The 12,813-nt window shown below is 38.8% G+C and carries 13 protein-coding genes; all 13 read left to right on the forward strand.

Going from position 1 to position 12,813, the window contains the following annotated elements; all coding sequences use genetic code 11:
* Window positions 1-49 precede the first annotated feature (49 nt).
* The 13 genes from ACLHDF_RS14155 to minD all read left to right on the forward strand — a co-directional run bounded on the left by ACLHDF_RS14155 (window position 50) and on the right by minD (window position 12,795).
* On the forward strand, window positions 50-2,692 hold the full coding sequence (locus ACLHDF_RS14155) for a valine--tRNA ligase (protein ID WP_413919379.1): 2,643 nt from the start codon (window positions 50-52) through the stop codon (window positions 2,690-2,692).
* A gap of 96 nt (window positions 2,693-2,788) precedes the next feature.
* Window positions 2,789-4,087, forward strand: coding sequence for a bifunctional folylpolyglutamate synthase/dihydrofolate synthase (locus ACLHDF_RS14160; RefSeq protein WP_413919380.1), 1,299 nt, complete (start codon window positions 2,789-2,791; stop codon window positions 4,085-4,087).
* A gap of 156 nt (window positions 4,088-4,243) precedes the next feature.
* Window positions 4,244-4,801, forward strand: coding sequence for a DUF420 domain-containing protein (locus ACLHDF_RS14165; RefSeq protein ID WP_413919381.1), 558 nt, complete (start codon window positions 4,244-4,246; stop codon window positions 4,799-4,801).
* Between the two features lie 188 nt (window positions 4,802-4,989).
* A complete protein-coding gene (locus ACLHDF_RS14170) occupies window positions 4,990-5,184 on the forward strand; it encodes a hypothetical protein (RefSeq protein ID WP_413919382.1) in 195 nt (64 codons plus the stop codon).
* Window positions 5,181-5,936 carry a prepilin peptidase gene (locus ACLHDF_RS14175; protein WP_413919383.1) on the forward strand — a complete coding sequence of 252 codons (756 nt, stop codon included), beginning with the start codon at window positions 5,181-5,183 and terminating at the stop codon, window positions 5,934-5,936. Before ACLHDF_RS14170 ends, ACLHDF_RS14175 begins: the two co-directional genes overlap by 4 nt.
* 117 nt (window positions 5,937-6,053) lie before the next feature.
* The gene (locus ACLHDF_RS14180; protein WP_413919384.1) at window positions 6,054-7,136 is read left to right on the forward strand and encodes an SPOR domain-containing protein; all 1,083 of its coding nucleotides are present in this window, start codon (window positions 6,054-6,056) and stop codon (window positions 7,134-7,136) included.
* A gap of 110 nt (window positions 7,137-7,246) precedes the next feature.
* Complete coding sequence (locus ACLHDF_RS14185; protein WP_413919385.1) at window positions 7,247-7,816, forward strand: Maf family protein; 570 nt, start codon at window positions 7,247-7,249, stop codon at window positions 7,814-7,816.
* Window positions 7,817-7,831: 15 nt separating this feature from the next.
* A complete protein-coding gene (gene radC, locus ACLHDF_RS14190; protein ID WP_413919386.1) occupies window positions 7,832-8,518 on the forward strand; it encodes a RadC family protein in 687 nt (228 codons plus the stop codon).
* Window positions 8,519-8,747: 229 nt separating this feature from the next.
* Complete coding sequence (locus tag ACLHDF_RS14195) at window positions 8,748-9,773, forward strand: rod shape-determining protein (RefSeq protein ID WP_013059345.1); 1,026 nt, start codon at window positions 8,748-8,750, stop codon at window positions 9,771-9,773.
* A 19-nt stretch (window positions 9,774-9,792) separates the two neighbouring features.
* Window positions 9,793-10,674 (forward strand): rod shape-determining protein MreC, encoded by an 882-nt coding sequence (gene mreC, locus ACLHDF_RS14200; protein ID WP_413919387.1) that lies wholly within the window; start codon window positions 9,793-9,795, stop codon window positions 10,672-10,674.
* Window positions 10,674-11,192 (forward strand): rod shape-determining protein MreD, encoded by a 519-nt coding sequence (gene mreD / locus ACLHDF_RS14205; RefSeq protein ID WP_413919388.1) that lies wholly within the window; start codon window positions 10,674-10,676, stop codon window positions 11,190-11,192. The genes mreC and mreD overlap by 1 nt, the downstream gene beginning before the upstream one ends.
* Window positions 11,193-11,308: 116 nt before the next feature.
* Entirely contained in the window at window positions 11,309-11,992 is a 684-nt protein-coding gene (gene minC, locus ACLHDF_RS14210) for a septum site-determining protein MinC (RefSeq protein ID WP_413919389.1), read from the forward strand.
* A gap of 2 nt (window positions 11,993-11,994) precedes the next feature.
* Window positions 11,995-12,795 carry a septum site-determining protein MinD gene (minD, locus tag ACLHDF_RS14215; protein WP_013059341.1) on the forward strand — a complete coding sequence of 267 codons (801 nt, stop codon included), beginning with the start codon at window positions 11,995-11,997 and terminating at the stop codon, window positions 12,793-12,795.
* Window positions 12,796-12,813: the final 18 nt, after the last annotated feature.

A 12,813-nucleotide genomic window follows, 5' to 3' on the forward strand; every position in this document is an offset into this window, starting at 1 on the left:
TTTACACCGTTTCTAAAGACTGAAACTTTATATTATGGAGGTATACATTATGTCTGAAAAAGAAGTGACTCTTCCAACGAAGTATGATCCAAAAGCCGTTGAAGAAAATCGTTATCAGTATTGGTTAGACGGGAAGTTTTTTGAAGCAACAAACGATCCTGAAAAAGAGCCATACACAATTGTAATTCCACCCCCAAACGTAACGGGCAAGCTGCATTTAGGTCACGCTTGGGATACAACGTTACAAGACATTTTAACGCGTATGAAGCGCATGCAAGGCTATGATGTTCTATGGCTTCCTGGTATGGACCATGCAGGGATTGCAACGCAGGCAAAAGTAGAAGAAAAGCTTCGCAGCGAAGGGAAAAGCCGCTACGATCTAGGCCGCGAAAACTTTGTAGCTGAAACGTGGAAATGGAAAGAAGAATATGCAAGCTTTATTCGCCAGCAGTGGTCGAAGTTAGGACTTGGCTTAGACTATTCACGCGAGCGCTTCACGCTTGATGAAGGTCTTTCTAAAGCAGTACGTGAAGTATTCGTAACGCTTTACAAAAAAGGGTTAATCTATCGCGGAGAATATATTATTAACTGGGATCCAGCTACAAAAACAGCTCTTTCAGACATCGAGGTTATTTACAAAGATGTACAAGGTGCGTTTTACCATATGCGCTATCCGTTGGCAGATGGTTCTGGACATATCGAAATTGCAACAACTCGTCCTGAAACAATGCTAGGAGATACAGCCGTAGCTGTTCATCCTGAAGATGACCGCTATAAGCACTTAATCGGCAAAAAGGTTGTCCTTCCGATTGTAGGTCGTGAAATCCCAATCGTCGGCGATGATTATGTAGATATGGAATTCGGTTCTGGTGCGGTGAAAATTACGCCTGCTCATGACCCGAACGATTTTGAAATTGGAAACCGTCATAATTTAGAGCGTATTTTAGTCATGAACCAAGACGGTACAATGAATGACAAAGCAGGTAAGTACGAAGGTATGGATCGTTTTGCTTGTCGTAAGCAAATTGTTAAAGATCTTCAAGAAGACGGTGTATTGTTTAACATTGAAGACCACCTGCATTCAGTAGGTCACAGTGAACGAAGCGGTGCTGTTGTCGAACCTTATTTATCAACTCAATGGTTTGTAAAAATGCAGCCGTTAGCGGATAAAGCAGTAGATCTTCAAAAACAAGAAGAAAAAGTAAACTTTGTACCTGACCGTTTTGAAAAGACATATTTACATTGGATGGAGAACATTCGCGACTGGTGTATCTCACGTCAGCTTTGGTGGGGACACCGCATTCCAGCTTGGTATCATAAAGAAACTGGAGAAGTATACGTAGATCGTGAAGCTCCAGCAGATATTGAAAATTGGGAACAAGATTCAGATGTATTAGACACATGGTTCAGTTCAGCACTATGGCCGTTCTCAACGATGGGCTGGCCGGATGTGGATGCAGCTGATTTCAAACGCTACTATCCAACAAACGTGCTTGTAACGGGCTACGACATTATTTTCTTCTGGGTATCTCGTATGATTTTCCAAGGTCTTGAATTTACGGGTAAACGTCCGTTTGACGATGTACTAATTCACGGTCTTGTACGAGATGCTGAAGGTCGTAAAATGAGCAAATCGCTTGGTAACGGTGTAGATCCAATGGAAGTAATTGAGAAATACGGTGCGGATTCTCTTCGCTACTTTTTATCTACAGGAAGCTCACCGGGACAAGATTTACGCTTCAGCTTTGAAAAAGTAGAAGCGACGTGGAACTTTGCAAATAAAATTTGGAATGCTTCTCGTTTTGCATTAATGAACATGGAGGGCATCACATTTGAAGAGCTTGATTTATCAGGTGAAAAATCTGTGGCTGACAAATGGATTTTAACGCGTTTAAATGAGACGATTGAGCATGTAACAAAATTAGCTGATAAGTATGAATTCGGTGAAGTTGGACGCATTCTCTACAACTTTATTTGGGATGATTTCTGCGATTGGTACATCGAAATGGCTAAACTTCCTCTTTACGGAGAAGATGAAGCAGCTAAAAAGACAACTCGTTCAATTTTAGCTTATGTACTTGATAACACAATGCGACTTTTACATCCGTTCATGCCGTTTATTACCGAGGAAATTTGGCAAAGCTTGCCGCATGAAGGCGAATCGATTACGGTAGCTAAATGGCCGGAAGTACGCAGTGAGCTTTCTGATAAAGAAGCTGCCAACGATATGCGTTTACTTGTAGATATTATTCGCGCTGTTCGTAACATTCGTGCTGAAGTGAACACGCCGATGAGCAAACAAGTAAAATTATTTATCAAAGCTAAAGATGAAAATATTCAAGGTCAGCTTGAGAAAAACCGTGCGTATGTAGAGCGTTTCTGTAATCCAAGTGAGCTTGTAATTTCAACAGATGTTTCATTAGATGAAAAAGCGATGACTGCTGTTGTAACAGGCGCAGAAATAATTTTACCTCTTGAAGGCTTAATTAATATTGAAGAAGAAATCGCGCGTTTAGAAAAAGAATATGACAAGTTAAACAAAGAGGTAGAACGTGTACAAAAGAAATTAAACAACCAAGGCTTTATTGCAAAAGCGCCTGCTAAAGTAGTAGAAGAAGAGCGTGCAAAAGAGCAAGATTACGTTGAAAAACGTGAAGCAGTTCAGTCTCGTATTGCTGAATTACGCGGATAATTAATGGGTTACTGAATTAACAGAAAAAGCGTGGCTTGTATAGCGACGCTTTTTCTTTACATAATAATAGCGATGAAAAAGAAAGGTGAATAAAAGATGATAACGACATATGAAGAAGCGCTTGATTGGATTCACAACAGACTTCGCTTTGGAATCAAGCCGGGATTAGAACGAATGGAATGGATGTTAGAACAGCTTGACTATCCGCAGCAAAATATTGATGCTATTCATGTTGCTGGGACGAATGGCAAAGGTTCTACCGTTTCTTATTTGCGAAATATGTTAGAAGAAGCAGGATATAAAGTTGGAACGTTTACTTCACCTTATATCGAAACGTTTAATGAGCGGATTAGCGTGAATGGACAGCCTATTTCAAATGAAGCAATGATCGCTCTTGTTCAAGAAGTAAAGCCAGTGGTGGAGCGGCTAGAACATACAAGCTTAGGATCAGCAACGGAATTTGAAGTGATTACAACTATGGCTTTTCTTTATTTCGGCTATCATACTTCAGTTGACTATGTTGTCTTTGAAACAGGTCTTGGAGGACGATATGATTCAACAAACGTGGTGAATCCTATGGTGAGTATTATCACAAACATTGGATTTGATCATATGGCGATACTAGGTGATACAGTGGAAGAAATTGCAGCAGAAAAAGCGGGTATTATTAAAACAGAAGTCCCGATTATCACTGGTGCAGAGCAAGTAAAGGCGCTTGAAGTCATTGCAGAAGAAGCAAAGTCGAAGCAGGCTTCGTTATTTATTTTAGGAAAAGAATTTGAAATTAAAAACTATGAGCCTTTAGCAAATGGAGAAAGCTTTACGTTAAAAACGCCGTATGACATATTCGAACACTTACGGTTAAACATGCTGGGCTATCATCAAGTTAAAAATGCAGCTTTGGCTATAATGGCCGTTTGTTATTTAAAGGAAAAGAAAAAGCTGTCTATCTCTAATGAGCAAATTAAAAAAGGGATTCACCGTACAAAGTGGAACGGTCGCTTTGAGATGATGAAAGAGCATCCTTTAACGATTATTGATGGCGCTCATAATGCAGAGGGCATTGATAGCTTGTTATCTACTTTACGTCTTCATTATGAAGGTCGAAACATTCATTTAGTCTTCAGTTGCTTAAACGATAAAAGCGCTGATCGAATGGTCCAAGAGCTTGAAACAATCGCCGCTAGTATCACATTCACATCGTTTGATTTTCCTCGTGCTCGCGCGGCTCAAGAGCTTTATAAAATGAGTACCCATCATGATAAGCACATGAACGAGGATTGGAAAAAAGCAATTGCTTATGTACAGAAAAAGGCGACAGGCGAACAAGACATGGTAGTAATTACAGGGTCTCTGTATTTTATATCGGAAGTACGGGCTTTTCTTCTGAAGTGAGCAAAAGCAGCAAGTGAAACCTTGCTGCTTTTAACATAACGTAAGGAAGAGATACGGATAATAAGCAGGCACTAAGTTCAAAGTATTGTCACTTTCACCCCCTAGGTAAGTGATATATAATAAACATGTACATCACTAAATAAGGAGATTGTTAACATGAGTAAGAATAATGAAAAAATTGTATCGAAAAGTAATAAAAACTTTACCGGTATTATTCTTACCTTTTCAGTGATAGCAAATGTTATTATTTTACTGCTATTCTTTTCGAATATTGGCTATCAAGGAAAAGTAAGTTTTGATTTGACTATCTTTCCACGGTTAAATGCTATTTTGAATAGTTTTACGTTTATTTTTTTAGTTGCAGCGTTGATTTCAATTTTCAGAAAAAATATTAATGCTCATAAAGGTTTTATTTTAGCAGCATTCACATCCACACTGCTCTTTTTAGTTTCATATCTAACGTTCCATTACATTTCCACAGAAACTGCTACGTTCGGTGGAGAAGGAATTGTTCGCCCCATTTACTTCTTTATTTTAATCACACATAGTTTCTTAGCGGCGATTATTGTTCCGCTGGCACTGTTTGCACTTGTTTGGGGTTGGACGATGCAAGTTGAAAAGCATAAAAAAATTGTGCGATGGACAATGCCAATCTGGCTTTATGTAAGTCTTACAGGTGTAATTGTCTACTTATTTATGGCTCCTTACTATTAAAAGACGTCTGCTTTTGCAGACGTTTTTTATAATGTTGTTTTTATTTTTTTAGTGTTATAATCCTTATTACCTATAAAAAGTGTGTTTGGAGGGAGGAGGCATACAGAATATGACTTTTATGGGTATTTTAATTCAGTTTATTAAGAAAGTAACTATTTGATACTAATTAATAAAGGAGAGATGTTTGAATGGATAAATTATCAACGGGTAATAAAGGGATTTCTCTAATGCAATTAATCGTACTAATTATCGTAATAGGACTTCTAGCAGCTTTTCTTATTCCGTTTATTGGCAGTTATTTCAGAGAAAAAGATACATCATTTCACTCAAAAGAAAATCTGCAGTTAGCAGGCTGCACGCTTGCGATGGAAGAAATAGCATGAGTTTGATTTATCTCTATTTATTTATCTCAGGCATTACTCTAGGCTCATTTTATAACGTAGCAGGTTTTAGAATTCCTCAGCAAAAATCTATTCTATCTCCAAAATCTCATTGTCCACATTGTTTATACGTTCTTTCTCCATCACAATTAATTCCCGTTATCTCCTACATTAAAAATGCAGGAAAATGCAGTATGTGTCGCAAAAAAATCTCCTTCATCTACCCATTCATAGAATTTTCGACAGGAAGTTTATTTGTATATGCTTTTTTTAGATTAAATATGACGTTAGAACTGATTGTCATATTAACATTTGTTTCTTTCTTAACAATTATAGTCGTCTCTGATATAGCCTATATGATTGTACCAAATAAGGTGCTGCTTTTCTTTTTGCCTATCTTTCTTCTTGAGCGTCTTTTTATTCCATTAACTTCGTGGAGTGACTCCTTAATGGGAGGAGGAATAGCTTTTTTCCTTCTTTTTCTAATTGCATTTCTCAGCAGAGGAGGGCTTGGAGAAGGAGATATTAAATTGTGTGGTCTAATTGGAATTGTACTTGGAGTAAAGCTCGTCTTGTTATCGCTTTTTTTAGCTATATTAATAGGCGGAACCGTTAGTATAGGAGCTTTATTAATGAGAAAGGCAAAAGTAGGTGTACCAATTCCTTTCGTTCCTTTTATTTTTATAGGGACAATCGTTGCTTATTTTCATGGAAACGAATTGATAGATTGGTATGTTAGCAACTATTTTTATTGAGCGCTAAGTCTTCGACAAATTTAAAATTTCTGTAACTAAATAGCGAAAACCTTTTGTAACAAGACGACAAATGTCTTGTTATTTTTTTTTCTTCTATGATAGCATGGAAAAAAGTGTATGTTTTATGTCGGTTTACCTCAGCTTGCAACCGGTACTAAGACTACGTTAATTAAAGGCGGTGGTGGAGTGGACAAGCAGGAACGAAAAATTTCAATTAAAATCAACGGTCAATCTAAGGATGAGAAGGAAGGGAAAACGCCAGAAAAAGACGAATTTACGTGGATTCTTCCTGAACCGGCATCCAAAGATTCTCATGTAGAAGAAAATAAAGTGGTGTTTATTGAAGATGTAAGAAATGAAAAAAAGAAAAAGCCCCGATTACGTCCTAAAAATGTTTCGATTAAAACGGTAAACAGCGGTGTAATCAAACGAACGGCTGTAATTGTACTGCTAGCAGTCGGGATAGGCAGCGGCATCGGTATGGTGGGTGTGAAAATGATGACAGGAAGCGAACAGCCCGTAAGTAAAGTACAAACGGGCGAGCAAACGAAAGAAGAGAAAGCTGCTCAAACAGCTTCTACCAATGAAAGTGTTGGTAAAACCGAAAAGCAAAGCGAACAGGTATCCAAGAGTACGTCAGCTGCAGCTTCTACTTTAGAGCCTTTTTCCTTTTACATTGTACAAGCAGGAGCTTTTTCATCAAAAGCTGCTGCAAATAAAGCGATGGATAAATGGAAAGAAGAGAACGAAGCAGGCGAGATCTTTTCACCTAAAACCTACTCTCTTGTAGTTGGCGCTGCTACTGGAGAAGAAAAAGCGAAGGCACTTAGTAACACCTACAAACAACAAGGTAAAGATGTATATGTAAAGTCTTATGAAATTAAGCCTACTAGCCAATTAGGGAAAAAAGACCAAACGGTTATTACAACAGCTCAGCCGTTTGTGGCTAACCTCTTAGATCAATCTGCTAAAGCGATCAAAGGACAGCGAGTAGCCGATATCAAGTCTTTGAAAAAAGAACTGACAAAAGTTCAGAAAGAAGCGTCAAATGACGACATTAAAAGCATGGTGAGCAGCCTTCAAAAAGCTGCGGCTTCTCTTTCTTCATATGAAAACAATGAAAGCAGTAAAGATGCTTGGCTTGCTCAGCGATACGTGTTGAAAGCTCTTCAGCAGTATGAAAGCCTTGTAACGTCTTAACAGGTGAGGTAGTGTAATACTGCCTCACTTGTTTATTGTCATTTGGAGATGGAATTGCTAAAATAACGGTGTGTCCTTCTTTTTTAAATCAAAATGCAAAGGTGAGATGTATGAAACAAACATTAATTTTGGCCTCAGGCTCTCCTCGTCGAAAAGAATTACTTCAACAGCTTCACATTCCCTTTACCGTTCACGTTAGTACAATTGAAGAAATCATCAATCCATCGTACACTCCGTCCGAGGTAGTAATGGATTTAGCTAGGCAAAAAGCAGTGGACGTCGCTTCGCATCATAAAGAGGATATGGTCCTAGGTGCCGATACAGTTGTTGTATATGGCAATCGTATTTTAGGAAAGCCAAAAACAAAACAAGAAGCGATTGAAACACTTACTATGCTGTCAGGTCAGAAACATCAAGTATTAACTGGAGTAGCATTGGTAGCACAGGCAAAAGTTCATGCATTTTATGAACAAACAGATGTGGAATTTTGGCCGCTTGAACAAGATGAAATCGTACAGTACGTAGAGTCAGGAGAGCCTATGGATAAGGCAGGTTCTTATGGAATTCAAGGTCTCGGTGCTGCGCTAGTTAAAAAAATTGAAGGAGACTATTTCTCCGTGGTGGGCTTGCCGCTTTCCCGCACAATACGTGAGCTAAAACAATACGGTTTCGTCTACTAAAAAGGAGTGACGAAATTGAATCAATCATTGTTAATTAAAGACTTTCCTCAAGATGAAAGACCTCGTGAGCGCCTTGTATCATTGGGTGCTTCTAGTCTTTCTAACCACGAGCTTATTGCTATTTTGCTGCGCACTGGAACCAAAGATGAATCTGTTCTTCAGCTGTCTAACCGCATATTAACACATTTTGAAGGTCTTCAACTTTTGCAGCATGCATCGCTTGATGAAATGATGAATATCAAAGGTATCGGACCTGCAAAAGCGATTCAAATTATAGCGGCTATTGAAATAGGAAAGAGGATTGTACAGAGGAAATCTACTCAACGATATACCATTCATGGCCCTGAGGACGGAGCAAATTATGTGATGGAAGAAATGCGCGTGCTTTCTCAAGAGCATTTCGTCTGTTTATACCTCAACACGAAAAATCAAGTTCTCCACAAGCAAACCATTTTTATCGGAAGTCTCAATTCATCTATTGTCCATCCAAGAGAAGTATTTAAAGAAGCCTTTCGCCGTTCAGCTGCATCCCTTATTTGTATTCATAATCATCCATCGGGCGACCCTACTCCAAGCAGAGAAGATATAGAGGTAACGAAGCGCTTAAAAGAGTGCGGATTTATCATAGGAATTGAATTGTTAGATCATTTAATTATCGGAGACCGAAAATATATTAGTTTAAAAGAAAAAGGATACATGTAAGGCTATGCTTTTTAAAAGCGTTGGGTTATAATAGTAGTCATGATTTTAAATGACAAGTTCTTTACAATCATTCGTTATTAATAGACAAAGTATGACTTTTTATCATACAATATTTGGCGTTGACATCTATGAAAAAAGTATAGAAAATAAAAAATGTTACTTATGAAATGAAGAAATTGAATTATGGAATTTTTACCTTTGCATTTTGGTAAGAGAAAGGAAGAGACACATGTTTGGAATCGGTACTAGAGACCTTGGAATAGATTTGGGTACTGCAAATACGCTCGTTTATGTAAAAGGAAAAGGAATTGTTGTGCGTGAGCCGTCTGTTGTGGCTTTGCAAACTGATACAAAACAAATCGTTGCAGTAGGTAACGATGCAAAAAATATGATTGGTCGTACACCAGGGAACGTAGTAGCCCTTCGTCCAATGAAAGATGGAGTTATTGCAGATTACGAAACAACTGCGACGATGATGAAATATTACATCAATCAAGCTCAAAAAACAAAAAGTTTGTTTGCTGGTAAGCCATATGTAATGGTTTGTGTACCTTCTGGCATTACAGCTGTTGAGAAACGTGCCGTTATTGATGCGACTCGTCAGGCTGGCGCACGTGATGCGTATACAATTGAAGAGCCGTTTGCGGCAGCAATTGGCGCCAATCTACCGGTTTGGGAGCCAACGGGAAGCATGGTAGTAGATATTGGCGGAGGAACAACAGAGGTTGCGATTATTTCTTTAGGCGGAATCGTAACATGTCAGTCAATCCGTATCGCTGGTGACGAGATGGATGAAGCGATTATTCAATATATTCGCAAGAATTACAATTTAATGATTGGTGAGCGTACGTCAGAAGCATTAAAAGTGGAAGTCGGTTCTGCCGGAATTCCAGAAGGTATTGAAAACATGGAAATTCGCGGACGTGACTTACTAACAGGTCTACCGAAAACAATCGAAATTTCAGCAGAAGAAATTGCAGAAGCGCTAAAAGATACAGTGGCTTCTATTGTAGATTCAGTAAAAAGCACATTAGAAAAAACACCACCTGAACTTGCGGCAGATATTATGGATCGCGGTATTGTGCTAACAGGCGGTGGCGCATTGCTACGTAATTTAGATAAAGTTATTAGTGAAGAAACAAATATGCCGGTTGTCATCGCGGAAGATCCGCTTGACTGTGTTGCAATTGGAACTGGTAAAGCGTTAGAACACATTGATTTATTTAAAAATCGTACAAGCGATTCATATCGCTAAATATTAAGAGGTGTAGATCGTGCCACAATTTTTCTTAAATAAACGTTTAGTTATTTTATTGGTCAGTATTATTGTATTAGTGGCATTGATTGGTTTTTCGTTAAATGGTCGTAAAAATGTAACGTGGCCTGAACAGTTTGTCAAAGATACGGTTGGTCTTGTTCAGGCTACCTTTAATGAACCCGCACAATTTGTAGCGGGTTTCTTTCAGAATGTAGGTGACTTAAAGCGTACATACGAAGAAAACGAGGTATTAAAAGCTCGTTTAGACGAACGCATGCAACTAGAAACGAAAGCCAACGCTTTGCAGCAAGAAAATAAAAAATTAAGAACACAGCTCGACAAAAAAACGAATTTAAGTCAATATAACCCAATCGAAGCAACAGTTATTGCTCGTAATCCGGACCGTTGGCATGAGGTAATTGCCATTGATAAAGGGACGGTTCATAATGTGCAGGAAAATATGGCTGTTATGACTCCTGAAGGACTGATTGGTAAAGTGAAGCATGCATCTAAGTTTACATCTACTGTGCAGTTAATTAGTTCATCAGATCGTACAAACCGTGTCTCTGCTAAAATTCAGGCTAAAAAAGAAGTGTTTGGTTTAATTGAAGGCTATGATGATAAAGAACAGGCGCTTGTTATGCGTCGTATTCCATTTGATGCTGATATTAAAGAAAAGCAAAAGGTAGTAACGTCTGGTCTAGGCCAAGAAGACGGCATTTTCCCTAGCAATCTTCCAATTGGCGTTATCACAAAAATTGAGCCTGATGAATATGGGTTAACGAAAAAAGCCTATATCAAGCCTGCTGCTGATTTGTATGACTTAGATAACGTAGTTGTAGCTAAAAGAAGTGCGCCCGCTGCTGAAGCTGATTTAGGGGCGGAGGAGGCTAACTGATGAAGCGGTTTGTCCTTCCTATTCTCGTGCTTGTCGTTTTTATGCTTGAAAGTATCTTTGTTAATTTTGTCGCCATGGCATCACCATGGCGAGACTGGATTCTATCACCTCACTTTGTGGTAGTAGTCCTGGCTTTTATGTCAGTGTATTATCACCCAAAGCAAGCGATGCTATATGGGGTAATCCTTGGATTCATGTATGATATTGCCTTTACGGATGTCTTAGGAGTATACGCGCTTGGACTGCCGGCAGTATGCTATATCGTATCAAAACTAATGAAGATTTTTCAGCAAAACACGCTTATCGTAATCTGCATGTCGCTATTAGCCGTAGCCATTATTGAGTTTTACGTATATGGAATTAATAGCATTATTAATATATCCGATATGACCATTGGTCGCTTCTTGCAAGAGCGATTTTACGCAACCATCATTTTAAATGCCATATTTGCACTTATTTTTGCATTTCCGCTTCAAAGATGTTTTCAATATTTCGCTAAATTTATCGATGAACGCTGATCTGAAAATATGCTGCGTTTCCCGTTCATGATAGGATAAAAATGCTGATTGAAGAAACGAAAAAAAGGAATTGAGTAAGTCTCTGTCGAAATTATATATTCGTTGAGGTGAGCGTCTTGAATAAACAAAAGCAACAAAATGTGACAATTAAAGGAACAAAAGATGGATTAACGTTGCATCTCAATGATACATGTTCATTTGCAGAGCTTTTGACGGAACTTAAGACGAAGCTTTTGACAAATAAGCATGGCGATGCCGATCAGATCGTCACAGTGTATGTCAAAATCGGAAATCGTTATTTAACTACAGAGCAGGAAACCGAATTGAAGGCGCTCATAGAAGAAAATCAGTATTTAGTAGTTAAACAAATTGATAGTAACGTTATTTTAAAGCAAGATGCAGTCCGAGTAAGAGAAGAAAGTGAATTAGTATCTGTTACAAAGGTGGTTCGTTCAGGACAGGTTCTCCATGTAGAAGGCGATTTGCTTCTAGTCGGGGACGTAAATCCCGGAGGAACAGTTGTAGCTGGAGGAAATCTATTTGTATTAGGTGCTTTAAAAGGGATTGCTCATGCAGGATACCGCGGCAATAAAAACGCCGTTATTGCTGCATCGTTAATGAAACCTTCACAGCTGCGCATTGCTGATATTATTACCCGATCAGAAGAAGAGCGCAACGAGAAGGAAGAGAATATAATGGAATGTGCATACTTAGATGATAATGATCAAATGGTGATAGATCGCGTGCAAACTTTACCGCATCTAAGACCGAATTTGACCAGGGTAGAAAGGAGAATTTGACAGTGGGAGAGGCTATTGTTGTTACGTCTGGTAAAGGTGGAGTTGGAAAAACAACGACATCAGCCAATTTAGGTACTGCTCTAGCATTAGCTGGAAAGCGCGTGTGTCTAGTAGACACTGATATCGGCTTACGCAACTTGGATGTTGTAATGGGGCTTGAAAATCGTATTATTTATGATCTTGTAGACGTGGTAGAAGGTCGATGCCAACCGCAAAAAGCCTTGATTAAGGACAAGCGTTTTGAATGTTTGTACTTACTTCCTGCTGCTCAAACGAGTGACAAAACAGCTGTTCAACCAGAACAAATGCGAGAGTTAGTTCTTCAGTTAAAGCAAGACTATGACTATGTGGTTATTGATTGCCCAGCTGGTATTGAACAAGGCTATAAGAATGCTGTAGCTGGCGCTGATAAGGCACTCGTTGTGACAACACCGGAAGTTTCAGCTGTTCGTGATGCTGACCGAATTATTGGATTATTGGAGCAAGAGGATATCGAGTCTCCAAAACTAGTTATTAACCGAATCCGCAGTCATATGATGAAAAATGGAGACATGCTGGACGTGGAAGAAATTTCTCAGCTTCTGGCTGTTGATTTAATTGGTATCGTTGCTGACGATGAAAATGTTATCCGTGCTTCTAACAACGGTGAGCCAATTGTCATGGACCCATCAAGCAAAGCATCAATTGCATATCGTAATATTGCAAGACGTATTCTAGGTGAAACGGTTCCTCTTCAATCGTTAGATGAAGAAGATAAGGGAATGTTTGCACGTATTAAACGATTCTTTGGTGTTCGTTCTTAAAAAGCTTCCGATAAAGGA

This window comes from Priestia megaterium (assembly GCF_046599315.1).
GTDB classification, from domain to species: Bacteria; Bacillota; Bacilli; order Bacillales; family Bacillaceae_H; genus Priestia; species Priestia megaterium_F.

Excerpts from the sequence above, each read along its gene's own strand:
- ACLHDF_RS14155 (WP_413919379.1), top strand. The coding sequence starts at position 50 with ATGTCTGAAAAAGAAGTGACTCTTCCAACGAAGTATGATCCAAAAGCC.
- ACLHDF_RS14160 (WP_413919380.1), top strand. The coding sequence starts at position 2,789 with ATGATAACGACATATGAAGAAGCGCTTGATTGGATTCACAACAGACTT.
- ACLHDF_RS14165 (WP_413919381.1), top strand. The coding sequence starts at position 4,244 with ATGAGTAAGAATAATGAAAAAATTGTATCGAAAAGTAATAAAAACTTT.
- ACLHDF_RS14170 (WP_413919382.1), top strand. The coding sequence starts at position 4,990 with ATGGATAAATTATCAACGGGTAATAAAGGGATTTCTCTAATGCAATTA.
- ACLHDF_RS14175 (WP_413919383.1), top strand. The coding sequence starts at position 5,181 with ATGAGTTTGATTTATCTCTATTTATTTATCTCAGGCATTACTCTAGGC.
- ACLHDF_RS14180 (WP_413919384.1), top strand. The coding sequence starts at position 6,054 with ATGTTTTATGTCGGTTTACCTCAGCTTGCAACCGGTACTAAGACTACG.
- ACLHDF_RS14185 (WP_413919385.1), top strand. The coding sequence starts at position 7,247 with ATGAAACAAACATTAATTTTGGCCTCAGGCTCTCCTCGTCGAAAAGAA.
- ACLHDF_RS14195 (WP_013059345.1), top strand. The coding sequence starts at position 8,748 with ATGTTTGGAATCGGTACTAGAGACCTTGGAATAGATTTGGGTACTGCA.
- mreD (WP_413919388.1), top strand. The coding sequence starts at position 10,674 with ATGAAGCGGTTTGTCCTTCCTATTCTCGTGCTTGTCGTTTTTATGCTT.